Source organism: Pseudarthrobacter sp. C4D7 (genome assembly GCF_013359725.1).
GTDB lineage: Bacteria > Actinomycetota > Actinomycetes > Actinomycetales > Micrococcaceae > Arthrobacter.
The window spans coordinates 1-23,718 of the sequence record NZ_JABFMW010000029.1 but is presented as its reverse complement, the minus strand read 5'-3'; the positions used below and the strand labels follow the sequence as shown (position 1 = coordinate 23,718).

25 protein-coding genes and 1 pseudogene are annotated in these 23,718 nt (G+C 65.4%); 7 read left to right on the top strand and 19 right to left on the bottom strand.

Annotated features, from left to right (window positions below):
* Positions 1-16 precede the first annotated feature (16 nt).
* Positions 17-1,387 (bottom strand): hypothetical protein, encoded by a 1,371-nt coding sequence (locus tag HNO81_RS16760; RefSeq protein WP_175319236.1) that lies wholly within the window; start codon positions 1,385-1,387, stop codon positions 17-19.
* Between the two features lie 164 nt (positions 1,388-1,551).
* Between HNO81_RS16760 and HNO81_RS16755 the strand changes: the two genes are divergently transcribed.
* Positions 1,552-3,564, top strand: a complete 2,013-nt coding sequence (locus tag HNO81_RS16755; protein WP_175319235.1) for a M3 family metallopeptidase — start codon at positions 1,552-1,554, stop codon at positions 3,562-3,564.
* Positions 3,565-3,844: 280 nt separating this feature from the next.
* On the opposite strand, the gene pdxS is transcribed toward HNO81_RS16755, so the two are convergent.
* From pdxS to HNO81_RS16725, 6 genes are all read right to left on the bottom strand, one after another.
* Complete coding sequence (pdxS, locus tag HNO81_RS16750; RefSeq protein WP_026264497.1) at positions 3,845-4,771, bottom strand: pyridoxal 5'-phosphate synthase lyase subunit PdxS; 927 nt, start codon at positions 4,769-4,771, stop codon at positions 3,845-3,847.
* Between the two features lie 137 nt (positions 4,772-4,908).
* Complete coding sequence (gene pgsA / locus HNO81_RS16745) at positions 4,909-5,532, bottom strand: phosphatidylinositol phosphate synthase (protein WP_175319234.1); 624 nt, start codon at positions 5,530-5,532, stop codon at positions 4,909-4,911.
* Positions 5,522-6,109, bottom strand: coding sequence for an HIT domain-containing protein (locus tag HNO81_RS16740; RefSeq protein WP_175319233.1), 588 nt, complete (start codon positions 6,107-6,109; stop codon positions 5,522-5,524). The genes pgsA and HNO81_RS16740 overlap by 11 nt, the downstream gene beginning before the upstream one ends.
* Positions 6,110-6,127: 18 nt before the next feature.
* On the bottom strand, positions 6,128-8,137 hold the full coding sequence (thrS, locus tag HNO81_RS16735; RefSeq protein ID WP_175319232.1) for a threonine--tRNA ligase: 2,010 nt from the start codon (positions 8,135-8,137) through the stop codon (positions 6,128-6,130).
* Between the two features lie 128 nt (positions 8,138-8,265).
* The gene (locus tag HNO81_RS16730) at positions 8,266-11,781 is read right to left on the bottom strand and encodes a DNA polymerase III subunit alpha (protein WP_175319257.1); all 3,516 of its coding nucleotides are present in this window, start codon (positions 11,779-11,781) and stop codon (positions 8,266-8,268) included.
* Between the two features lie 10 nt (positions 11,782-11,791).
* The gene (locus HNO81_RS16725; RefSeq protein WP_175319256.1) at positions 11,792-12,142 is read right to left on the bottom strand and encodes a DUF6504 family protein; all 351 of its coding nucleotides are present in this window, start codon (positions 12,140-12,142) and stop codon (positions 11,792-11,794) included.
* A 129-nt stretch (positions 12,143-12,271) separates the two neighbouring features.
* Between HNO81_RS16725 and HNO81_RS16720 the strand changes: the two genes are divergently transcribed.
* Entirely contained in the window at positions 12,272-12,661 is a 390-nt protein-coding gene (locus HNO81_RS16720; RefSeq protein WP_175319231.1) for a hypothetical protein, read from the top strand.
* 6 nt (positions 12,662-12,667) lie between these two features.
* Here the strand turns inward: HNO81_RS16720 and HNO81_RS16715 are convergent, their stop codons facing one another.
* The gene (locus HNO81_RS16715) at positions 12,668-12,991 is read right to left on the bottom strand and encodes a chorismate mutase (protein WP_217509526.1); all 324 of its coding nucleotides are present in this window, start codon (positions 12,989-12,991) and stop codon (positions 12,668-12,670) included.
* A 16-nt stretch (positions 12,992-13,007) separates the two neighbouring features.
* On the opposite strand from HNO81_RS16715, the gene HNO81_RS16710 reads away from it, so the two are divergent.
* Positions 13,008-13,430, top strand: a complete 423-nt coding sequence (locus HNO81_RS16710) for a VOC family protein (protein ID WP_175319230.1) — start codon at positions 13,008-13,010, stop codon at positions 13,428-13,430.
* 25 nt (positions 13,431-13,455) lie between these two features.
* Here HNO81_RS16710 and HNO81_RS16705 read toward each other — a convergent pair whose 3' ends face one another.
* On the bottom strand, positions 13,456-14,217 hold the full coding sequence (locus tag HNO81_RS16705) for an SOS response-associated peptidase (RefSeq protein ID WP_175319229.1): 762 nt from the start codon (positions 14,215-14,217) through the stop codon (positions 13,456-13,458).
* Between the two features lie 134 nt (positions 14,218-14,351).
* On the opposite strand from HNO81_RS16705, the gene HNO81_RS16700 reads away from it, so the two are divergent.
* A complete protein-coding gene (locus HNO81_RS16700; RefSeq protein ID WP_175319228.1) occupies positions 14,352-14,609 on the top strand; it encodes a mycoredoxin in 258 nt (85 codons plus the stop codon).
* Positions 14,610-14,634: 25 nt separating this feature from the next.
* On the opposite strand, the gene HNO81_RS16695 is transcribed toward HNO81_RS16700, so the two are convergent.
* The 4 genes from HNO81_RS16695 to HNO81_RS16680 form a co-directional block, all read right to left on the bottom strand.
* Positions 14,635-15,384, bottom strand: a complete 750-nt coding sequence (locus HNO81_RS16695; RefSeq protein ID WP_175319227.1) for a lipoate--protein ligase family protein — start codon at positions 15,382-15,384, stop codon at positions 14,635-14,637.
* Between the two features lie 125 nt (positions 15,385-15,509).
* Positions 15,510-17,219 carry an AarF/UbiB family protein gene (locus tag HNO81_RS16690; RefSeq protein WP_175319226.1) on the bottom strand — a complete coding sequence of 570 codons (1,710 nt, stop codon included), beginning with the start codon at positions 17,217-17,219 and terminating at the stop codon, positions 15,510-15,512.
* 4 nt (positions 17,220-17,223) lie between these two features.
* Positions 17,224-17,763, bottom strand: coding sequence for a PadR family transcriptional regulator (locus HNO81_RS16685; RefSeq protein ID WP_175319225.1), 540 nt, complete (start codon positions 17,761-17,763; stop codon positions 17,224-17,226).
* Between the two features lie 86 nt (positions 17,764-17,849).
* Positions 17,850-18,653, bottom strand: a complete 804-nt coding sequence (locus HNO81_RS16680; protein ID WP_175319224.1) for a thioesterase family protein — start codon at positions 18,651-18,653, stop codon at positions 17,850-17,852.
* Positions 18,654-18,818: 165 nt separating this feature from the next.
* Between HNO81_RS16680 and HNO81_RS16675 the strand changes: the two genes are divergently transcribed.
* A complete protein-coding gene (locus tag HNO81_RS16675; RefSeq protein ID WP_175319223.1) occupies positions 18,819-19,496 on the top strand; it encodes an endonuclease/exonuclease/phosphatase family protein in 678 nt (225 codons plus the stop codon).
* A 28-nt stretch (positions 19,497-19,524) separates the two neighbouring features.
* On the opposite strand, the gene HNO81_RS16670 is transcribed toward HNO81_RS16675, so the two are convergent.
* A complete protein-coding gene (locus HNO81_RS16670) occupies positions 19,525-20,040 on the bottom strand; it encodes an NUDIX domain-containing protein (protein ID WP_175319222.1) in 516 nt (171 codons plus the stop codon).
* A gap of 48 nt (positions 20,041-20,088) precedes the next feature.
* Positions 20,089-20,280: a DUF1918 domain-containing protein gene (locus tag HNO81_RS16665; RefSeq protein WP_175319255.1), complete on the bottom strand. Its 192-nt coding sequence runs from the start codon at positions 20,278-20,280 to the stop codon at positions 20,089-20,091.
* A gap of 73 nt (positions 20,281-20,353) precedes the next feature.
* Here HNO81_RS16665 and HNO81_RS16660 point away from each other — a divergent pair, with 73 nt between their 5' ends.
* A complete protein-coding gene (locus HNO81_RS16660) occupies positions 20,354-20,860 on the top strand; it encodes a metallophosphoesterase (protein ID WP_175319221.1) in 507 nt (168 codons plus the stop codon).
* Between the two features lie 154 nt (positions 20,861-21,014).
* The gene (locus HNO81_RS16655; RefSeq protein WP_175319220.1) at positions 21,015-21,908 is read left to right on the top strand and encodes a glucose 1-dehydrogenase; all 894 of its coding nucleotides are present in this window, start codon (positions 21,015-21,017) and stop codon (positions 21,906-21,908) included.
* 32 nt (positions 21,909-21,940) lie between these two features.
* Here the strand turns inward: HNO81_RS16655 and HNO81_RS16650 are convergent, their stop codons facing one another.
* The 4 genes and pseudogenes from HNO81_RS16650 to HNO81_RS16635 form a co-directional block, all read right to left on the bottom strand.
* Positions 21,941-22,387 carry a DUF1810 domain-containing protein gene (locus tag HNO81_RS16650; RefSeq protein WP_175319219.1) on the bottom strand — a complete coding sequence of 149 codons (447 nt, stop codon included), beginning with the start codon at positions 22,385-22,387 and terminating at the stop codon, positions 21,941-21,943.
* Between the two features lie 21 nt (positions 22,388-22,408).
* Positions 22,409-22,939 (bottom strand): DNA alkylation repair protein, encoded by a 531-nt coding sequence (locus tag HNO81_RS16645; protein ID WP_175319218.1) that lies wholly within the window; start codon positions 22,937-22,939, stop codon positions 22,409-22,411.
* Entirely contained in the window at positions 22,936-23,295 is a 360-nt protein-coding gene (locus HNO81_RS16640; RefSeq protein ID WP_175319217.1) for a TraR/DksA C4-type zinc finger protein, read from the bottom strand. The genes HNO81_RS16645 and HNO81_RS16640 overlap by 4 nt, the downstream gene beginning before the upstream one ends.
* A gap of 19 nt (positions 23,296-23,314) precedes the next feature.
* Positions 23,315-23,718 (bottom strand): annotated as a pseudogene (locus HNO81_RS16635) (lytic transglycosylase domain-containing protein); the annotation flags it as partial.

Below are 23,718 nucleotides of genomic sequence, written 5' to 3'. Positions count from 1 at the left end.
GCCAAAGCAGTCCGCATTACCGCCACTGGAAATACTCCCGGTGGATGTTGAGACGGCGGACACCGGCTGCCCGGAACGCTTGACGGAACTGGCGCAGCATGGCGTCGGGTCCGCCCATGAAGACCGACAGCTTGCGTGGGTCTGTGGCCACCGCCGCGATGACCGCGTCCACGGTAAGCCGCCCGTCCCTTTCAGTATCGACAAGGTGGACCCTTAGCCGGGGATGCCTCCCGGCGATGGCGGTAATTTCTTCGGCGAAAGGCGACGGACCCGCAGAGGTCACAAATAGGTGGACGTCCTCTTCCAGTCCCCCCGGCTCTGAGTCCAGGGAACGGAGCCAGCTGAGGAACGGAGTGATCCCCACCCCGCCGGCGACCCAGACCTGGTGCCCGGTACCCCTGTGCCGGTCGAAGCGGCCATAGGGGCCGCCCACCACGGCAGGCATGCCCGGCTGCACCACGTCGGGCAGCCGTGTGGTGTGGTCACCCAGCGCTTTGACGGTGATGCTGATCCCGCCTTCCCGCGCAGGCCCGGAAATGGAGAAGGGGTGACGCTGCCAGCCGTCCGCAGTTTCCAGGTAGATCATGGCGAACTGGCCAGGCTTGAAGGCCAGGGGGCGGCCCAGGGGGCGAAGCGCCACCTCCACCAGGTCCGGCGCAACCGGGCGGACCCCCGATACCTGGTAATCGTGATGCGGCAGGAATCGGCGTGAGAGCAGCTCCCGGTAGGCGTAGAAAGCCAGCCCAGTTCCGCCGATGGCCACGTAGCTCCACCTAAGGGCGGGCGCTGCCTCAAACGCACTGGCGTCCAACAGTCCGTGGAGGAAGCCACACGCCACGAACAGCCCCGTAAGGCGGTGGAACCCGCGCCACCGCTCATAGCCACCCAGCAGCCGCACCACCAGGCCGGCCATCTTTGTCTGCAGCGCGGCGAGCACCACGCGGCGGACCGGCGCCGGCAACATGGTCCGCCACCGCGGCAGCACCGCCCACACCACCAGCGCGGCAAGGCCGGAAATGGCCACCACTGCCAGGGTCTTTCCCACGCTGGTTGCCTCCGGATTGGACGCAAGTTCTATGTGCGGCAACAACAGGACGGTGGCCGCGACAGCAGCCCTGCGGTGCCAGATGGCAGCATGGTCTATGCCCCCGAACACCGGTTCAACGTGCGGGAGGGTGCTGACCAGGACCAGGGCGATGGAGTACAGCAACACGGATTCGCCGCCGAACAGCTGGCCCACATGGCGGAGGACGGGTTCACCGTCCGGACGCGCGAAGTACCAGAAGATGCCGTAGGCCAGGGCCAGCACCGTGACGGCGCCCGGGCCCACCCACCGTAAGGGCACGCCCAGGGATGCTGCCGCCTGTGTCGTGGCACTTTTGCTCATGGACCGGTGGCCCCTTCGTCCTAGCCGAACCCGTGCACGCCTTCCAGCACGTGCGGAATGGGGCCCGGAGCGGACCCCATAGCGGCAATTCTAGGGATCTGACCTGGGAGGCAGCACCATTTCCATTAATTGAGAACCGCGCCCCGCTGTGAAAGGTTTAGCCCATGACCAACCCCCTCCTCACCACCAGTCCCCTGCCGTACGGGCTTCCGCCTTTCGAAGCCCTTGCGGCGGTTGAGTACGGCGAAGCGATCGAAGCAGGACTGGCCGCGCACCTGGCCGAGATCAAGGCCATCACCAGCAACACTATGCCGGCCACGTTCGACAACACGGCACTCGCCATGGAACGCTCCGGGCAGCTCCTCAGCCGGGCCGCCGCAGCATTTTTTACCCTGGTGTCCGCGGATGCATCCGCCGAAATCCGGGAACTTGAGACCAGGCTTTCGCCGCGCTTTTCAGCCCACCAGGACGAGGTGTATCTGGACAAGGCTTTGTACTGGCGCTTTGCCGCCATTGATACGGGCAGCCTGAACGCTGAGCAGGCCCGGCTGGTGGAGGAGTACCTCAAGGAGTTCCGCCAGTCCGGCATCCAGCTCGATGCAGAAGGGCAAGAGCGGTTGCGTGGCATCAACGCGGAATTGGCCCGGCTGGGTACGGATTTCGGCCAGCGGGTGAAGGAAGGGATGAAGGCAGCGGCACTGCTGTTGGAGGACGCCGATGAACTCGCGGGCCTGCCGGCGGACGATGTCGCCAGCGCCGCTGAGGCAGCCCGCGCTGCGGGGCACGGGGGCAAGTACCTGCTCACCCTGATCCAGCCCGGCAACCAGCCGGCCCTGGCCGCGCTCGAAAACCGGGACGTCCGCCGTCGCCTGTTCGAGGCATCCGTGGCAAGGGGCAGTGGCGGCGGAACCCTCGATGTCCTGGACCTTGCCAGGGAAACGGCGGAGCTCCGGGCGGAGAAGGCAGCACTGCTGGGCTTTGCAAACTACGCGGAACTTGTGGCTGACCGGCAGACGGCGCCTGACTTCGAGGCCGTCCGGACCATGCTGGCCCGGATGTCCCCGGCAGCCGTCCGCAACGCCGGCGCCGAGGCCGCAGCCCTGGCGGAGGCAGCCGGGCATCCGCTGGAAGCATGGGACTGGGCCTATTACTCGGCAAAGGTACGGCGGGAGAAGTACGACGTCGACGAACAGGCCCTGCGTCCCTACTTCGAACTCGACCGGGTGATCACGGATGGGGTGTTTTTCGCCGCCACGTCGCTGTACGGGGTCACTTTCCACGAGCGGCCCGATCTGAAGGCGTATCACCCGGACGTCCGCATTTGGGAGGTCAGGAACGCGGACGGAACCGGATTGGGGCTGTTCCTGGGCGACTACTACGCGCGGGAATCCAAGCGCGGCGGAGCATGGATGAACTCGCTTGTGGACCAGTCGGAGCTTCTGGGCACCCGCCCGGTGGTGATCAACACGCTCAATATTTCCAAGCCGCCAGCGGGTGGGCCGACGCTCCTGACCCTCGACGAGCTGCGCACACTTTTCCATGAGTTCGGCCACGCCCTGCATGGCCTGTTTTCCGATGTCACGTACCCCCGGTTTTCCGGTACTTCCGTGCCGCGTGACTTTGTGGAGTATCCGTCGCAGGTGAACGAGATGTGGATCCTGTGGCCGGAGGTCCTTTCCAACTATGCGCGTCACCACGTCACCGGAGAACCGCTTCCACGGGACGTCGTGGACAGGCTGGAGGAGTCCCGGCTCTGGGGTGAAGGCTTTGCCACCACCGAGTACCTCGGGGCAGCCCTCCTGGACCTGGCGTGGCACACGCTGGAGCCGGGCGACGTTCCGGATGATGCCTTGGAGTTCGAGGCAAAGGCCCTGGCTGCTGCAGGAATTGCGCACCCCTTGATCCCGCCCCGCTACCGCACGGGCTACTTCCAGCACATCTTCGCAGGTGCCGGCTACGCGGCAGGCTATTACTCCTACATCTGGAGCGAGGTCCTGGACGCCGAAACGGTCGACTGGTTCACGGAGAACGGCGGCCTGTCCCGCGCCAACGGTGACCGATTCCGGCAGGAGCTCCTCAGCCGGGGCAACAGCCGGGATCCGCTGGAGTCTTTCCGGATCCTGAGAGGCCGCGACGCCGGACTGGAGCCGCTGCTCAAGCGCCGAGGCCTGGAGTAACCCCATCGATTGCTGAGCACTTGTCGTTCTGAGCCCCGAAAACGACAAGTACGGAGCAATCGATTTAAAAAGGAACGACGCCGGTTCCCCCACCACGAAAGGTGAGGGAACCGGCGTCGTGGTTAGGTCAGTAAGCCCAACCCGAAGCGCCGGACGGTGCGGTCCGGCAGCGTGCGTAAAAGGGGCCCCGCCCCCCAACCACCTCCGGTATGGCGGCAGCGCGAGGCGGGGAATAGCACGCAGAGGATCGCGCCGTTCGGCGCGATCCTCTAATTGACGACTACCAGCCGCGCTCGGCCAGGCGGTGCGGCTGGGGGATCTCGTCGACGTTGATGCCCACCATGGCTTCGCCGAGCCCGCGGGAGGCCTTGGCGATGACGTCGGGGTCGTCGAAGAAGGTGGTGGCCTTGACGACGGCGGCGGCGCGCTGGGCGGGGTTGCCGGACTTGAAGATGCCGGAGCCGACGAACACGCCGTCGGCGCCGAGCTGCATCATCATGGCTGCGTCAGCGGGGGTGGCGATGCCGCCTGCGGTGAACAGGACAACGGGGAGCTTACCGGCAGCGGCGACTTCCTTGACCAGTTCGTACGGGGCCTGGAGTTCCTTGGCGGCGACGTACAGTTCGTCCTCGGGCAGGGCGGCGAGCTTGGCGATCTCCGAGCGGATCTTGCGCATGTGGCCGGTGGCGTTGGAGACGTCGCCGGTGCCGGCCTCGCCCTTGGAGCGGATCATGGCCGCGCCTTCGTTGATGCGGCGCAGGGCCTCACCGAGGTTGGTGGCGCCACAGACGAAGGGAACCTTGAAGTTCCACTTGTCGATGTGGTTGACGTAGTCGGCCGGGGTGAGGACCTCGGACTCGTCGATGTAGTCGACACCGAGGGACTGCAGGACCTGGGCTTCGACGAAGTGGCCGATGCGGGCCTTGGCCATGACCGGGATGGACACGGCGTCAATGATCTGGTCGATCATGTCCGGATCGGACATGCGGGACACGCCGCCCTGGGCGCGGATATCGGCCGGGACACGCTCCAGCGCCATGACTGCCACGGCACCGGCGTCTTCGGCGATGCGGGCCTGCTCGACGTTGACGACGTCCATGATGACGCCGCCCTTGAGCATCTCGGCCATGCCACGCTTCACGCGGCTGCTGCCCGTGACGCTGTTCGCGGAGGAACCGGCCTCGTTGCTTACATCAGGTGTAGACACAAAAACCCCTATGGGTAGACAGATGATCTTCGCCGGGCATGCGGCGGCAGCTGCCGGAGGTGCACGCACGGATTGCCGGGTCGCTTGACCGGGCACTTATATACTAGTCCCCCGCCGCGCGGCGGGCTTAATCATGCTTAATCAGCAGGTGTGGTTTCCGCCAAGGCCTGCCGCCGAACGGACACCACGCGCTGGGCTACGGTGATCAGGCTCGCGGCCGCCAGCAGGACCAGAGTCACCAGCAGCACCACAGCGGGCAGGCCAACGCCGGTCAGGCCGGTGACCACCAGGACGGAAACCAGCCGCTCTGCCCGTTCTGCGATCCCCACGTTGGCGGTGAAGCCCAGGGATTCGGCTTTGGCCCGGGCGTAGGAGACAACCATGCCCAGGACCAAACACAGCAGGGCGCAGACGGCGATGGCGGTGTTGTTTCCACCGGTAAAGAACCACACGGACACACCAGCGAAGAGCGCTCCGTCGGCGACGCGGTCCAGGGTGGAATCGAGGAAGTTCCCCCAGCGGCTCTTTACACCCTGCATCCGGGCCATGATGCCGTCCAGGACATCGGAAAAGATGAAGGCGGTGATGAAGAGCGTCCCCCAGAAAAGCTGGCCCAGGGGGTAGAACACCAGGGCTCCCGCAGCGACCCCGGCGGTTCCCAGAATGGTCACGGCATCCGGTGAGACGCCGATTTTCAGGAGCCAGCGGGCCAGCGGCGTAAACAGCGCGGTAAAGAATCCGCGGGCATGCTTATTCAGCATCCGTCTCCCCGGGCCAGGCGTCAGCCACCTGTTGCCGGACCTCGTCAAGGGTCTGGGTGATGGCTTTGGTCTGGGCAATGATGGGGAAGAAATTGCCGTCCCCGCCCCAGCGGGGAACGATGTGCTGGTGCAGGTGGGCGGAAATTCCTGCCCCACCCACAACACCCTGGTTCATGCCGAGGTTGAAGCCGGCCGCATTGGACACCTTCCGCAGAACCCGCATGCCAGTCTGCGTGAGATCCGCGAACTCTGCTGTTTCCTCAAGCGTGAGGTCTGTGTAGTCCGGAATGTGCCGGTAGGGGCAGACCAGCAGGTGGCCCGGATTGTAAGGAAACAGGTTCAGCACCACGTAGCACGTCCGCCCCCGGTAGACGATGAGCGCCTCTTCGTCCGTGCGGCCGGGGCCCACACAAAACGGGCAGTCGTTCTCGTTCTTGAACTGGTGCTGGCCCCCTTTGATGTAGGCCATGCGGTGCGGAGTCCACAGGCGCTGGAAGGCGTCCGGGACACCGGCGAGGGCAAAGTCGTCGGTAACGCCGGCATCGCCCGGATATCCTGCGCCTGTGTTCTCCTGCACTGTGCTGCTTCCGTTCGGCTAGCTGGTCCGGTTGCGGACGGCTTCGGTGATCCGCTTCACTGCTTCCGCCACGGGCACGCCGTTGTCCTGGCTTCCGTCCCGGAAGCGGAACGAGACTGCGCCCGCTTCTGCGTCGTCCCCGCCGGCGATCAGTACGAACGGGATCTTGTCCTTACTGGCGGTGCGGATCTTCTTGGGGAAGCGGTCCGAGGAAGTATCCACCTCAGCGCGGATACCCGCCGCCTTAAGCTGGCCGACGACGTCGAACATGTAATCGTTGAACGCCTCCGCCACGGGGATGCCCACCACCTGGACCGGAGCCAGCCATGCGGGGAACGCCCCGGCGTAGTGCTCGGTGAGGACGCCCATGAAGCGCTCCACCGATCCGAAAAGGGCGCGGTGGATCATGACGGGCCGCTGGCGGCTGCCGTCGGCGGCCTGGAATTCCAGTTCGAAGCGTTCAGGCAGGTTGAAGTCCAGCTGGATGGTGGACATCTGCCAGGTGCGGCCCAGGGCATCCTTGGCCTGCACGGAAATCTTGGGACCGTAGAACGCTGCTCCACCTGGATCGGGCACCAGCTCCAGGCCGGATTCCTGCGCCACTTCGGCGAGGGTCCTGGTGGCTTCCTCCCAGGTGGCGTCGTCCCCGACGTACTTCTCGGGGTCCTTGGTGGACAGCTCCAGATAGAAGTCGTTAAGCCCGTAGTCCTTGAGCAGGTCCAGGACGAAGGTGAGGGTCTTGGTGAGTTCGTCCTTCATCTGCTCACGGGTGCAGTAGATGTGGGCGTCGTCCTGTGTCATGCCCCGTACCCGGGTGAGGCCGTGCACCACGCCGGACTTTTCGTAACGGTAGACGGAGCCGAATTCGAACAGCCGCAGGGGCAGTTCGCGGTATGACCGGCCCCGGGACCGGAAGATGAGGTTGTGCATGGGGCAGTTCATCGGCTTCAGGTAGTAGTCCTGGCCGGGCTTGCGCACGGTGCCGTCCTCGTTGAGTTCAGCGTCCACGTGCATAGCGGGGAACATGCCGTCCTTGTACCAGTCCAGGTGACCGGAGACTTCGTACAGGTGGCCCTTGGTGATGTGGGGGGTGTAGACGAACTCGTACCCGGCCTCGACGTGCCGCTGGCGGGAGTAGTCCTCCATCTCCTTGCGGATGATGCCGCCCTTGGGATGGAAGACGGGCAGGCCGGAACCCAGTTCGTCCGGGAAGGAGAAAAGGTCCAGTTCAGAGCCGAGCTTGCGGTGGTCGCGGCGTTCGGCCTCGGCAAGGCGTTCCTGGTAAGCCTTCAAGGCGTCCTTGGTGGGCCAGGCGGTGCCGTAAATGCGCTGCAGTTGCTGGTTCTTCTGGTTGCCCAGCCAGTAAGCCGACGAGGAACGGGTCAGGGCGAAGGCGTTGGAGATGAGCTTGGTGTTGGGAAGGTGCGGACCGCGGCAAAGATCACACCAGACGGTGGTGCCTTCCTTGCGTTCCACGTTGTCGTAGATGGTGATATCCCCGGCACCAACCTCGACGTTGACGCCTTCGCCGGCCTCGGCGGCCTCGTTCTTCTTGCCCAGCAGTTCGAGCTTGTAGGGCTCGTTCTTCATGGCTTCGCGGGCCTCGTCCTCGCTGACCACGCGGCGGACGAACTTCTGGTTCTGGTTGATGATTTTCTGCATCATCTTTTCGAGGGTCTTGAGGTCCTCGGGGGTGAACGGCTCTGCGACGTCAAAATCGAAGTAGAAGCCGTCGGTGATGTACGGGCCAATGCCGAGCTTGGCATCGGGGCGCAACTGCTGCACGGCCTGGGCCATGACGTGGGCGGTGGAGTGACGGAGGACATTTAGGCCGTCGGCCGAATCAATGGTGACGCCTTCCACCTCTGCGCCTTCGGGAAGCTCCTGGTCCAGGTCCTTCAGTTCGCCATTGACGCGGGCAACAACAACATCACGGCGCTCAAAGAAGAGTTCCGCACCGGTTGTCCCGGTAGTCACCTTGGTCTCTTCGCCATCGACGAGAAGGGTGATCTGCTGGGCATCTGACACGGGTGTCTCCTATTCAAAGTTGAGGCTTCATAGCTTGTGGCATACGGGGACCACAGCCAGCCATCGTCAATGCTATCGGTTCCGGCAGGGGCCGACCAACGCGGCACACGGTGGCAGGGGGACTGCGGTCACCCGTTGAAACCGGTGATGGCGAGCGTCCTGCTGATGCCGTCCAGGGGATGCTGTCCATCCCGGAAGTCCTCCGGGATGGACGCCGGAGCGGAATCCTGCCCGGCTCCAGGAAAGGGCAGGCTCTCCGTCCGGGCCAGGTCCCATGCCATGTCCGCACTGATACTGATGCCCCGCGGCCCGGTCCTTCGGGTGGTCCCGCGGATCAGCAGCAGGCGGGTGCCAAACAACAGCGGCCCGGCGTTTTCCTGCGCCTCGTGGAAGAACACTGAATCCACGCAGCCAGTGCCGTCGTCGATGCTGATGAACACCACCCGCCTTCCGCCCCTCATGGGAGGAGTCTGGGTGGCTACCCGCACCCCTGCCACCAGGACCTCAGTACCGTTGCGGAGGCCGAGGAGTTTGTCGGCAGTGGTGACGCCCAGCTTTTCCAGCAGTGGCCTGTGGCTTTCCATCAGGTGGGAACTGACATCGACGGCCATGAGGTCCAGTTCCGCCCTGACGTTTTCCACCAAGGTGGGGGCAGGAAGTCCAGGTTTGATGTTGCGCAGTTCCACGTCCCCCAGCGGAAGGGACAGCTGCCCCTCCAGAACCTCCACGCCCTTCCGTGCGCCACTGCCTGACTGAAGCTGCTGCAAATGATGCACCAGGTCCGCCCGGTTGGCAGGGCCTCCGGATTCGCGGTGCAGGGAATCAAAGGCGCCAAGCTGCGCCAGGCGCCTGATGCTTGGCTTGCTGAGCCGCGAGCGCGCCCGGAGATCTGCCAGTGAATCATAGGGCTGTCCGGCGACGATCCGCTTCAGTTCAGCAGCAGACAGGCCGTAGATTCCGTTCAGGCTGAGCCTGATTCCCAACTTACCCTGGTCCTTCCCGGCTTCCACTCGTTCCACCCGGTACTCCCCCTGGCTGCGGTTGATGTCCAGCGGAAGGATGGGAATCCCGAGCCGCCGGGCTTCGGCAACCAGCAGCCTCTTGGGATACATTCCCGGGTCGTGCTCCCACAGGCCGGCCAGGAACGCTTCGGGATGATGGGTCTTGAGCCAGGCGGACTGGTAGGTGGGCACGGCAAAGGCTGCTCCGTGGGCTTTGCAGAACCCGAAGCTGCCGAAGGCTTTCAGCGTGCCCCAGACCTTGTCCACCACCTCGGGGCTGTAGTTCCGGGTCCGGGCCTCCTTCCGGAAGAACTCCTCCACCTTCCCTTCAAGCACCTCGTTGCCAAGGGCGCGCCTGAATTCGTCCGCCCGGGCCAGCCCGCACCCGGTCATGACGTTGAAGGTCTTGAGGATTTGTTCATGGAAGACCGTCACGCCATGGGTTTCCTGGAGCACGGGCTTGAGGTCGGGATGCGGGTACACCTCCGGGGCGAAACCGTGCCGGTGTTCCAGGAAGGGGCGCACCATGTCCGATTTCATGGGGCCTGGGCGGAACAGCGAGATGTCAATGATGAGATCGTTGAACTCCCGTGGCGCCAGTTTTCCGATCAATTCCCGCTGGCCCGGGGATTCGATCTGGAAACACCCCAGGGTGTGCGTGCTGCGGATCAGTTCATAGGTGGGTTCGTCATCGAGCGGGACGGCGTTGAGGTCGATCCGGCCGTCAGCGGCGATGTAATCCGGCCCGTTCCCGTCAGCACCTTGCGGGTGGCGGCCTGCTGCCACTACCTCTGCCTTGGAGGGATGGAGGCGGATCACCTCCCGTACTGCGAAGGCCATGGCACTCTGCATCCGGACGCCCAGAACATCGAGCTTGAGCATGCCCATGGGGTCCATATCGTGTTTATCGAACTGGCTCATGGGCAGGCCCAGGCCGCTGGGCTGGACCGGGGTGCGGTCAAGGAGAGTGGCATCGCCCAGGATGACGCCGCAGGGATGCATCGAAATATGCCGCGGCAGCCGGTCAAGCCGCTCGGTCAGGTCCACCAGCAGGTCCAGCTGCTGGTTTCCGTCGCCGTCCCGGTGCTCCACCCGGCCGGCGAATTCCCGGAGTTCGGGTTTTTCCACCAGCGCTTCGCGGAACTTCCGGGCTGAAAACCTCCACAGTTGCTTGGCGATCTCCCCCACTTCGTCGTCGTCCATGCCCAACGCCAGCCCGGCGTCCCGCACTGCACCGCGGGCACGGTACCCGTTCTGCATGCTCATCAGGGTGACCCGTTCAGAGCCGAAGCGTTCGAAGATCCGGTGGTAGACGTTGTGGCGTTCAGCGCTTTCGACGTCAATGTCGATGTCCGGAAGGGTGGCGCGGTCGTTGGAAAGGAACCTTTCAAAGATCAGGTCATGCTGGAGGGGGTTCACCTGGCTGACGTCGATCAGGTAGTTGACCAGGCTGGACGCTCCCGAGCCGCGTGCCGCTGCCCTGACCCCCATGTCCTGGATCATCCGCGATACCTCGGCCACCGTCAGGAAGTAGGAGGAGAATCCCAGGTTGCTGATGATCCCAAGCTCGTGGTCCAGCCGGGCCAGCATGTCCTGCTCAGCCCTGCCGCCAACTCCCGGAAAACGTCTGCCGATTCCAGCGTGGCAGCGCTGGATGAGTTCAGCGTGCGGATCCTGGCTGATGCCAATCACTGACGCTTCGGGCACGACCGGCCGCTTCCACCCCATGTCGGAGGTGGGGTCCATCCGGCAGAGGTCGGCGAGCGCCTCCGTCTGCGTCATCAGCTGTTTGAGGTCTGCGGCACCATAGCCGGCGGCAGAAATGATTTCCCTGCCAAGCCCCAGCATCTGTTCCGGTGTTTTCAGCCACCCCTGGCCGGTTGGCTGCAGGAGTGGTTCCCCTGCCAGTTCAGGGAGGGACTTCAGGGTCCGTGCAGAGTCCAGGACATCGGCTGTTGGCGCCCCATCCGCCGCGCAGTACCTGACGGCGTTGGTGAGGACTGCCGGCACGTGGTGTTCCTCGGCAAGCCTGAGCATGCGCACGGCATGGGCCGTGCTCAACGGCGTCCCGGGTGCGCTGAGCTGGGAGACGATCTCCGCCACCACCGTGCCTGCAGGCATTGCGTCAAGCCATTGCTTGAAAAGGGTCCGTGGCCGCAGGTAGCGGCGCCCGCCCATGGCGCGTCCTACGTCTGAGTCAGGGCCCAGCAGCACCGTCAACACCGGCTTGAGGGTTTGGGGGTCAAGGGTCCTTGAGGCGAGTTCGGCACGGGTGACAGCAACAGGGACCACTCCCCCGGCTTTTCCCGAGGTCCGTGCGTGGGCGTCCGAAACCAGCCTGCACAGGGCCCGGTATCCGGCGCCATTGTTGTGTCCGCGGGCCAGCACCACCACTCTTCCGGCTACCTGGGTGCGGTGGTCGCAGTCGTCGTCAAATACTGCAAGGTCCACCCCCACGATGGGGTCAATGTCCGCAGCCATGCAGGCTTTGAGGTGCTTGATGGTGCCGTACAAACCGTCCCGGTCGGTACAGGCAAGGGCCGTGGCGCCGTCGGCGGCAGCCGCCGAGGCGAGTTCTTCCGGCCATGAGACGCCGTAATGGGCGCTGAACGCCGTAGATACGTGAAGGTGGGTGAAGCTCATGCCGGTCTGGTCAGGCAGTTCTGTGGCGAAGGGCGTCATGGATCCGCATCAGCCGCCAGCGGTTGCTGCGGAGGTGGCGGGCCAGGTCAAGGGTGAGGGGTTCTGGGCTTTCCGCTTCAAGGTGCTGTGCGGAACGGGAGGGCATGCGCGCGGGAAGCACCTGGACGCGCCAAATTTCGTGGTCAACCACCCCGGGTCCGCTTCCCAGCGGAGCCCTGCTGTCCTCCGCCCACCATTGGCGGCGCTCATACCACCGGACCGGTTCGGCGCAGACGGTGTAGGACTCCCCTGCCCATGTCACTGATTCCGGCTGCCCCTCCGCGGTGCACACCACGTCAACGGACTCGCTGAACATGCCCACGTGCACCTCCCGGATGGAAACCAACATCGTTATTCGAATATGTATTCGAATAACTACAGTCTACGTCCCGCTGGAACCAAAACATAGGCGGGGGTGGACGGGGAGTTCGGCAGGGAGCAGGATGTTGGCATGAGTACCGATGACGCACTCCTGAAGCAGGCAAGCATCAAGACCCAGGACTCCACCCTGGTCGCAAGGTTCGATATCGACGGCACCATTCCGGGATCCGGTGCCTACGTGGTGGGGCTGATGGGAGCCTCGCCGGATTATTCAGCCCAGCGCCGGCTGTGCATCGAGTTCATGAACGGGGAGGCGATCGCCTGCTACGCGTTCAACCGGGACCAGGGAATCGAGGAGGATTACGACCTGTCCGGCATCTCACACTCAGAGAACAGCATCACCGGCAGTTTTCCCCTGACGGCTTTGAATGGGCTCGGGAAAGAGCACGTCCTGTCAGCCTTCAGCGAGGCGGACGGACGGGAGTTCCAGCATGGGGTGCCGGTGGAGGAAGCCCTTTAGGATTCCCTAGCTGTTTTCTTTATGGATCCGCAGTTCAAGTTCAATGAACGCGGAGATCATTGCCCGGTAGGTTGACTCGACGATGTCCGGGTCGATGTCCTTCTTCTCCGCAGCGGAGCGGACATGCTCGATGATCCGTTCCACCCGTCCGGGGGCACGCACTTCAGCGTCATCACCCTTCAGCGTGCCGGCGATCCTGATCAGCCGTTCACGGCGGGCGATGAGGGTGACAATCTGCTCGTCCACCTCGTCAACAGCAATCCGGACGGCAGCGAGCTGTTCCTTGTCGGCCCGGGCATCCCTATCGTTTCCTTGAATTGTCGCCATCATCTGACAGTATCGAAGCATGGAGCCCAGAGTCGACTTTATCTCCCTCGGTGTCCGCAGTGTGGCGGCCTCGCGCGCCTTCTACGTTGATGGCCTGGGCTGGCCCGTCCACAGCGAGGTTCCCGGAGAAGTTCTGTTTATCCAGGTAAACCACGGATTGGTGCTCTCCCTCTGGGACAGCCACCAGATGCAGGCTGAAGCAGGGACCAATGCCCCTGCCGGCGTTCCCTGCATCACGCTCAGCCACAATCTGGGAAGCCCGCACGAAGTGGACAGCGTCATGGAACAGGCCGCGGCGGCGGGGGCAGCCATCGTTGCCGAGCCCGTCACCAAGGCGTGGGGCGGCTACACCGGCTATTTTGCCGACCCCGACGGGTTTCGCTGGGAAGTGGCCTACAACCCCACGTGGTCAGTGGACGACGCCGGTTCGGTCACCGTGTGACGGGCAACAACCGTAGCAGCGGCTGCTAGAACAGGGCTTCCACCGGGCGGATCAGTTCCGGGCCGTTGTTCCGGACATTGCCCACTTCCCTGCCCACGGCTTCCACTTGCCAGTCAGCGGCCGCGTCCTTGACGCCTGCGCGGACCAGGTCGACGAGCGAGGCGGCATCATCGGCCTGCGGGTCCAGCCAGGCCTCCATCGTGGCCTTGTCCATGGGCAGCGGCACCCTGTCATGAAGCTCGGTCAGTTTCCCGAAAATGGTGGCTTCGGTCCCTGGCGGCGGGGTGTCGGCCGTGAGGATCGACGTCGACAGCAGCCACCGGCCCGGCTCCCCCTCCGGCACGGACGGGTCCTTCCACCACTCGTAGAGGCCGGCAAACACCAGCCCATGGCCTTCGCCGGGATGCACGTAGTAGGGCTGCTTGGATTTCCCCGTCCCCTGCTTCCATTCGTAGTACCCGTCAGCGGGCACGGCGCAGCGGCGGGACTGCACAGCCTTCCGGAAAGCCGGCTTCTCCAGCACCGATTCGCTCCGTGCGTTGATCATGCGTGAGCCAATCCCCGGGTCCTTGGCCCAGGAGGGAACCAGGCCCCAGCGGGCAACATGCAGCTGGCGCACCTGGCGGGGCGCCGCATCGTCCTGGACCAGCCGCTCCAGGACGATCGGGACGGCGTCGGTGGGTGCCACGTTCCACGACGGCGGGATGCTCACCTCATCGTCCAGCTCTGCGTCAAAGTCAGCCAGGAGATCCCCCACGGCCCGTGCCATCACGTAGCGTCCACACATGGCACCAGCTTTCCACGACCCGCCACAAACTGTCATCCAGGCCTGCCTGCAGCCATCCGGGACCGGGGAATACCGGCAGCCACGCTACGGTTGACGCTAAGGAAACCTTTCCAAGCGATGTATAGGAGATCCCTGTGGACTTCACTCCCGAATCCGGCACCATCACCATGTTTTCCACCACCTGGTGCGGCTACTGCAACCGGCTGAAGAAGCAGCTGGACGCACAGGGCATCGGTTACACGGAAGTCAACATCGAAGAGGTGGACGGCACCGCCGAACTCGTGGAGCAGCTCAACGGCGGCAACCGCACCGTCCCCACGGTCCTGTTCCCCGACGGAACCGCCGCCACCAACCCCTCCGCCGCCGAGGTCAAGAGCCGCCTGGCTGCCTGACCGTCCGCGACTGTACTGATGCGGGTCATGCCCCCAGGCTGCTGAAGGTAGCAGTTTCCAGGGTGGCATGGCCCGCATACGTTTCCAGGAGGGCCTGCTCGACGGCGGCCACATCCAGTCCGGGCACCAGGTCGTTGGCCGCCCCGGCGGTGGCAGGATCCCAGTCCAGGCCCAGCGCGGCGTAGCTGTCCGTCAGGACTTTGCGGATCGGGGCCGAGTCCTCCACCACGATCACCGAGCTGAAAAGCCAGCCGCCGGAGACTACCCGCTGGGCTGTACCAACCAGCTTGACCTTCCTGGAGCTATCGGCCGGATCAGTCCCGTGGACACTGAACTCGCCGGGACAGTACTCCCCGGGGATTTCACCCACGGCGGCGTGCACGCCAACACGGCGCAGCGTTTGGGCGAACAGGTCCCCGAAGTATCCGAACCGGGCCTTGGACCCGGCGACGGCGTCCGTGTCCGGTTCGATATGGTCCACTACCAACGTGCCCCGGTGGTAGGCGGCGGCGCGTCCACCGGCCCTGCGGACCAGCGGTTCGAAGCCGTTGTCCCGGCAGGCCTGGGCGGCGGCGTCGAATCCCGGCAGCCGGGTGTCCCGCTGCCCGAACGCCACGGTGGGCGCGGGCCGGTACAGCCGCAAGGTGGGGCCCAGAGCGCCGTTCCGTGCCCTTGCCAGCAGCTCCAGCCCAAATTCAAGGTCCCGGCCCGCGCCGAGCGAAACGTCCTGCCGCACCACGGTCAACGTGCTGGATCCAGTACCGGTGTGCTGCATTGGTGCGAAGCTCCCATGTCTTTCAGTGGCGACGGCTCTCAGCGTCTGCCGGGCTTAGGTGGCGTGGTGTGCAGTCCGCGGAGGGGCGGGCCATCCCTAGGGTACGCCCGACGGCGGCAACCGCCTTAACGCCCCCGGCGCCCCACCCACAGGGCATGCAGCAGCGGAACGGCCGATGCCGTCATGAGCACATTGCCCAGCGGCGGGTCATCGGGCCGGACAATGGCCCCTGCGAGCAGCAGTGCCCCGAAAACCACGGTGGAGGCTGACCGGCGCACGGCGCGGTCCAGCCGTGCGGCCTGGCGCTCCAGGCCGGGATCGGACACCTGCAGCGATCCCTCCTCCAGCCGGGCGGCAAGGGCGTCCAGCCGGCCCGGGAGGCGCAAGGCGACACCGGCGGCGTCGATGGCCTGCCGGGCCACGTCCTGCACCACGTTGCCCCGCTCGTTGCGCAGCAGCTGTGCTGCATAGGGTTCCACTGAATCCCAGAGATTAAACCGCTCGTCCAGGGCACTGCACACCCCGGAGGTCAGGGACATGGCCCGGATGATCAGGAGGAAGTTTTCCGGCAGCTGGAACGGCAAGGAGCGCACCACGTCACCGAACTCCACCGCAAAGTCGCGGAACTCCCGGGGGTCCACCTCCCGCAGTTCAGCAAATCCCATGCCGCCAAAGCGGGCAAAGAGCTGCGTCATGGCACGCTCCAGGGCCATGCTGTCAGCCGAAGGCATCAGGACGCCCACATCATCGATGGCCGCCACCAAACCCTTGCCGTCCCGCGCGGCGGCGGCGATCAGCAGCCTGCGAAGCCCGCTGCGCGTGGAAGCCGTCACTTCGCCCATCATGCCGAAGTCGATGAACGTCAGCTTCCAGGGAAGTCCCCCCGCACCGGGCGGGAGTGGGGTGACAAAGATGTTCCCCGGATGCGGATCGGCGTGGAAGAAGCCAGTGGTGAACAGCTGGTCGAACATGATGGACGCGAAGACCGGCGCCACGTCAGCGGGATCAATGCCGGCGGCACGGAGCGCCTGGACATCAGTGATCTTAATGGCGGTGACGTCCTCCAGGGTGAGGACCCGCCGCGTTGTCCGCTCCCACACCACCCCAGGGACTTCCACGCGCGCGTCCCCGGCGAAGTCGGCGGCAAACCGCTCGGCGTTGACGGCCTCGTTCAGGTAGTCGATTTCCAGCAGGCTGGTCTGGGCAAACTCCTCCACCAGCGCGGGCATATCGGCCCGGCGGGAAACCAGCCGGATGTGGCTGAGCCAGCCCGCCACCTTGCGGAGGGCGGCAAGGTCGACGTCAACGATGGCGCCGATCCCCGGCCGCTGAACCTTCAGGACTACGGCATCCAGGCCGGTATCCTCCGCATCACGGGAATCCAGCCGGGCCCGGTGCGCCTGGCCCAGTGAGGCGGCGGCTATAGGTGCGGGATCCACGGACGCGAAGACGCGGTCCAACGGAGCCCCCAGTTCCTGCGCTGCCAAGGCGGAGATAGCCGGAAAACCCACGGGCGGCACCTCGTCCTGCAGCCCCTCCAGCTCCTTCGTGATTTCCGGCGGCAGGACATCAAGCCGGGAGGACAGGAACTGGCCCACCTTGATCATGAGGCCGCCGAGCTCCACCGCGAGGTCATGGAAACGCCGGGCAAAGCGCCGCATCCGGCGTGACCGCGTCCGGGCGGACAGGCCGCCAAGTCCAATCCGCGGCAGGAACAGTTCATACCACCACGTAGTGGCCAAATTCCACGCAGCAAAGCGCAGGATCCGCCGGTAGCGGCCCCGGTGCTCCCGCAGGGGTGGAGGTTTTGCCCCGGACTGGACAGTGGACGCCACCCGGTCAGTCCTGGGCGAGGATGGCGTACAGGCGGCGGCGGGCCTCGTCCAGAACCGCCACCGCCTGGTTGACCTGCTCCTGGGTCCCCGTCCGCCCTACCTGGGCTGCGGCCTGGGCAAGTTCAATGCCGGCTTTGGGGAGCGAAACTGGGCCGCCGGCCATGGATCCGGCCGGATCCCAGGGGGCAGCCCCCTGGTGCGCGGACACTTCCGCCCGGCCGGCTTCGGTCAACGAGTAGATCTTGCGGCCGTTCGATTCCTCGGCCGTGATGGATCCTTCGTCCGCCAGGAGCTGCAGCGTGGGGTAAACCGAGCCTGCGCTGGGCTTCCAGCTGCCACCGCTGCGTTCCTCGATCTCCCGGATGATCTGGTAACCGTGCATGGGCTGTTCGGCCAGCAGTGCCAGAACTGCCGTCCGCACCTCGCCTTTACCGGCACGGGTTCCAGCCCGCTTCTCAAACCTGGACCGCAGTTCCTCGACGGCCTGCCACATACCGTCCATGTTGTTGGCGCCGAATCCGCCCGCAGGGTGTGAAGCACGCATCGTGAACTCCTTATGTCAGCTGTGAACGATACTCAACGATACTCAACGATACTCAGCGATACATGCCCGCACCAGAGCCGGAAGAGTCAGGACCTGCGAAGCGTCAGGATCTGTTCCGCCCGGCCAAACGGCCCCTGCAGGTCGTGCAGCACCGTGGATGTGAGTCCGATCCCGTCGCTGCCGAACGAAACAGCGTTATCCAGGCCCAGCCATTCACCCCGGGGCCTGCGGTACATGTGGATCTGCAGGTCCAGGTTGGGAAAGGCGAAGCTGCCTTTTCCGGGTGGAACCCTGGCCGCAATGCCGTTGGCGGTGTCCACCATGCCCATGAGGCGGGCCAGGTCACCACTGTCGGCACGATCGGTCAGGGGGTGGCCGGTACGGAGCCACACCTTGCCGGAGCCGGGCCGGTGTCCCTCGGCAACCCTCATTTCGAGGGACCGGATGTAGCCGCCGGGCCAGATGGCGGCGCCATCGTAGGGCTTGCAGTCGTCCGGACCGGGAATGGCGGGATCCTCAACGGCGGCGACCTCTGCGGTGTCACTGGTCAGCATGCGCCATCCCGCCGCCCGGATGGCAGTGCGGCCGCCGGCCACCAGTTCCGCCTGCACCAGTTCGATCGTCCGGCCGGGCCGCAGCGTGGTGGCCTCAATCCGGAACTCCCCGCCCGGGATCAGGCCAAGGATCTCGTAGCTGATGCGGGCCATCCGCATATCCCCGCGGGGTTCATGGCGTTCAAGGACATCTGCCATGAGGCCGGATGCCGGGGCCATGTGCTGCTCGTGGACGTTCCAGGCGCCCTGGGCGTGGATGGTGGAGCGGAACTGCCCGCCCCCCAGGTCCTGGTAATAGAAGTTGCCGTCGGCGAGTTCAGGCAGGTCTGCTGTCAAGGCTGGCCCCTTACGGAAGTTCAGTGAATTGCCACTAACTCTAGCTGCCGGACGGTGGCACAGCGCGGCACGGCGGCACCGCCACCGAAATGTTGGAGGGCGCGGGCGGCAATCGGACTAGAGTAGGGAACTGGTCCTGTCGGCAACCCTCAAAAGAGGTGTCTCATGCGCGTCATCAGCTACAACCTCCGCAAGCACAGCGCCAGCGGTGAGCTTCTCGCCCTGGCCCGGAACCATGACATCGATGCGCTGTGCCTCCAGGAAGTGGATGCCAGCGACCTCCCGGAAACCCTGGGCCCCCTGCGCCTCGCGGACGCCACCAAGGGCAACCGCCTGGGACTGGCCATCTACTACCGCAGCAGCCGGTTCACGGCGCTGGACACCCAGTCCTTCGCCCTGAAGAAGTCGATGCATGACAGGGTGCTGGCCCCGGCGCACGAACGGCTGATCGGAACCAGGGTCATGGACAACGAAACACAGCACGAGCTGGTGATTGGTTCGTTCCATGCAGCCCCCCTGACGGCATCGAACTCGCTGCGGCGCAAGCAGATCCACGCAGCCCATGCGGAGCTGCTCAGCATGGGACAGGGGCTGATGACCCTGATGGTGGGCGACTTCAACTACCCGTTCTTCACGAAGAACCTCGACATGCACATGAAGAACTCGGGCTACGCCCTCACCTTGAGCAACCGGCGCACCTACACGCGGTACAAGGTTTTCAAGGGACACTTCGACTTCGCCACATCGCTGGGGCTGGACATCGCCGGCGTGGAAACGCTGCCGCGCGGAAATTCGGACCACCTGCCCATCCTGGTGACCGCCGAATACGGCGAAGGCTACTGACGGCAGGCTGGCAGACCAGGAGGCCGTCTTACCAGGGCCCGCCCGGGTCCAGCTGAGCCAGCAGGTCCGGCCAGGACGCCGCGAAACCGGGATGCAGGTCCAGTTCCTGCACCTCCGGCACCGGGATCCACAGGAGGGCAATGCTCTCGGGGTCGCTGATCACCGGCTCAAAGGATTCACGGACCCGCACCACCACCGTGGTGTAGGACCAGTACCCGTGGTCCAGCACGGACGTGAACAGCACCTCGACACTCTCCGGCGGTACGGCAGCCTCCTCATAGGCTTCGCGGAGCGCGCCGTCCACCGGCGCTTCACCCTGGTGCAGGGCTCCGCCGGGCAGGCCCCACGTTCCACCGTTGTGGCTCCAGACCGCCCGGTGCTGCAGGAGCACACCCTTGGCGGGGTCCCAGGCAAGGACGCCGGCGGCGCCGAACCGGCCCCAGTACCGGCCGCGGTCCCCCTCCACCCAAGCGTCGCCCGGGTCCCGGGGACCGGTGCGCGGTGGCGGAGTGGAGGACATGCCGGCGGACGGAAAGTGATCCATGGCTCCAGTCTGACAGGTGAAGCGGCCGGACGCTGCCCGGCAGGACCGTCAGGTGCTGTGTCCGTGCTCGACGGCGAAATCGCCGCCGGGATACATGACCGTTTCATGCCCGTCGTCAAAGCGAACAACGTACGGCGGTTTTCCACCCTCGCCGCGGACCTCCAAAATCACGCCGTGCCGGTCCGATGACCCTACCGTCCTCCCGTGCACCACGATGCGGTCACCTTGGGCTGCCTCCATGGCAATCACCTCCCAGCCCTCAGGGTACGACTCCGTCACGCACGGAAACAGGGCATCATGGCATGATTCGGGCATGCCAATGAATCTGCTCCTGGTCGCCGATACCCACGTGCCAAAGCGGGCAAGGAGCCTGCCAAGGCAGGTGTGGGACGCCGTGGACCGCGCCGACGTGGTGTTCCATGCCGGCGACTGGGTGGAGGCGGAGCTGCTGGACGAATTCGAACGCAGGAGCCGGCGCCTTGTGGGCGTTTTCGGCAACAATGACGGCGCTGACCTGCGGAAGCGGCTGCCCGGGACTGCCACCGTGGTCCTGGACGGTATCCGCTTTGCCGTGGTCCACGAAACCGGCCAGGCAAAGGGCCGGGAGCTGAGGTGCCAGGCCCTGTACCCGGACGCCGATGTCCTGGTGTTCGGGCACAGCCACATCCCCTGGGATACGGTGACGCCGAACGGCCTGCGGCTCTTGAATCCGGGGTCGCCAACCGACCGCCGCCGCCAGCCGGCGTGCACTTTCATGGAGGCCGTGGTGGCCGACGGGCAGCTGGCGGAGGTCAGGCTGGTGGAAATTCGCCGCAGCTGAGTGCAGGGGCCGCTTGGCAGTGTGGGGAATTTCTGCCTAGGGTAGGAACCATAAGCATGCTTAGTTTCTGACGGGTCCCCGGGTCCCGCCGCCGGCTGCTTGAGAAACCCGGGCTGTCGACCAGCCCGTGTCCCGCACGAACAGGAGTACCACCATGACTGACCAGTACACCTTCCGTAATCCCGTCACTGCCTACGAAAAGATTTCCCCGCCCAAACAGCACCAGCCGGAGCCCGGGTTGGACGCGGAGCTGGCACCCAAGGCAGACCTTGGAGAAGAGACCTACCGCGGGACCGGACGGCTGGAAGGCCGCCGGGCAATCGTGACCGGCGCGGACTCCGGCATCGGGGCAGCAACGGCGATCGCCTTTGCCAGGGAGGGCGCCGACGTCGTGCTTTCCTATCTGCCGCAGGAGGAAGAGGATGCCTCGCGAATTGCCGGCCTCATAGAGGCGGCGGGCCGCAAGGCCGTCAAGGTCCCCGGCGACCTCAAGGACGCCGCTGTGTGCCGCGAACTGGTGGACACGGCAGTGACCGTCCTGGGCGGGGTGGACATCCTGGTCAACAACGCCGGAAAGCAGGTTGCGCAGGAGGACCTGCAGGACATCACGGACGAGCAGTTCGACCACACAGTGAAGACCAATGTGTACGCCATGTTCTGGGTGACCAAGGCCGCGGTCCCGCACATGCCGGCGGGCTCGACCATCATCAACACCACGTCCATCCAGGCCTACAACCCGTCCCCCACCCTGGTGGACTACGCCACCACCAAAGCCAGCATCAACAACTTCACCAAGGGCCTGGCCCAGCAGTTGGCCCCCAAGGGTATCCGCGTGAACGCGGTGGCCCCGGGCCCAATCTGGACGCCCCTGCAGGTCAGCAGCGGCCAGCCCAAGGAGGAACTGCCGGAGTTCGGCCAGTCCACTCCCCTGGGCCGCGCGGGACAGCCGGCCGAGCTTGCCCCGGCCTACGTTTTCCTGGCCTCGCCTGAATCCAGCTACGTGGTGGGCGAGACGCTCAACGTCAACGGCGGCAGCCCCACGCCGTAGCCCGCCCCGGCCTGCCAGGACGGGGCCGGAGGTCAGCCTTCCGCGTCCTGGCCGGCCAGAAGCGCGTCCGTGGCCGGGTCCGGTTCTCCGTTGAAGAACTGGGCCAGGACGGACTTGAACACTGTTTCTCCGGGCGCTGCCCGGAGAAACAGTGTCATCGAGGAACGGAGCTTCGTGGCGTCGATACCGCCGAAGATGTCCTCGGCGGACTGGTCCGCGTGGTTGGCCAGGGTCAGCGAGCACTCCAGGAGCCGTGGGCCCAACAGCTCGTGATCCAGGTAGGCACGGGCCTCCGCCAACGAGGACAGGGCGTACCTGCGGGACGTCTCACTTTGTCCCAGCCCGGCGATCTGCGGGAAGACGAACCACATCCAGTGGCCCGATTTCCTGCCGACCTGCAACTCGCCGAGCGCCCGCTCGTAGGTTCCGCCGCCGTTTTGGGCGGCCACAAAACGCTCAAGGTCAAACTGTTCATTCATGGGGATCTCCTTGGTGCGTTTTCACTTTGATAAGTCTTTTTCCAGGGCGTCTGCCGCCGCCCTGAGCTGGGGGTCGGGGTCTTCCCGCCACCGCGCCAGGACTACCCCTGCCCGCTGCCGTTCGCGTTCTCCCAGCCCGGCCAGCATCGGGACCAGCACGTCCGCAAGGAGGGGTGCGGTCAGGTCCGCCGCCTGGGCAGAGCGAAGGAAGCCTTCCAGGCGGGTCAGGTCCGAATGCCGGAGCAGGTGCACCCGTGACTGCAGCAGTACCACTGCGGCCAGGCGGCGCTCAAATACCGGGCGGGTTCCGGGCCGCGGCTGGCCCCAGAGTGCGGAGGCCAGCATGACGGTGCCATCGTGGTCAAGGTCTTTGAATTTGCGCAGCGCGTCCCTTACGGTCCCGCGGACAGCACCCACGGACGAACCATAGGAGGCCAGCAGGCCGCCAAACCGGTTTGCGACGTCGTCCGCCCGATACCAGGCGCCCTCGTTCTGCAGGGTCCGGTCCACGAATTCCGCCGCCGCGGACACAACATCCGCCGTACCGGTCACCGGCCGCGCCCGGAAGCCGCATGCCGGATGCAGTAAGGGGTCCACGGGCGGGCTTCCAACCTGCCCTCAGCGATGGGCTCCCCGCATACGGCACAGGTTCCATAGGTCCCCGCCGCCAGCCGGGCCAGGGCGGATTCAATCTGGTCCAGGCCTGCCGAACTTTGCTTCAGGAGTGCGGAGGCCTGTGAGAGTTCGAAGGCGATGGTGGCACCCTCGGGGTCGTGTTCATCGTCGACGTTGGAGCCCTGGCGCGCCGAGTTCGCTGCCTCGATGTCCGCCCGCAGGGCCGGCAGCAGGTCCAGGCGCCGCGCCCGCTCGTCTTCGAGCAGCACGCGGAACCGTTCGAAATCTGGCATGGGGACAGCCTAGCGGCTGTCAGTACCAGTTCCGCCCTACGGAGTGGTCCCATGCCGCACACGGCGAACCGTAGCGGTCACGGATGTAGCCGAGGCCCCAGTCGACCTGGGTGCGGTAGCTGGTGAGCCAGTCACTGCCGGCGCTGGCGTACTTTCCCGGCGGCAGTGCCTGGGCAATTCCGTAGGCGCCGGAATAGGTGTTGGTGGCGGTGGTCAGCCAGTTGGACTCCTTGGTCCACAGCCGGACCAGGCACGGGAACTGGTCCTGGCCCCAACCGTAAGCGGGCAGCCGGCCCGAGGCGTAGCTTTTTGCCCCGGCAGGATCGTTGACCGCACCGCCGGGAAGGGAAGGCACGACGACGACGGGCGGGGTTGGCTGGGGTGACTCCGGGGCGGCCGGGCCGGGGTCCGCGGGAGCGGGGC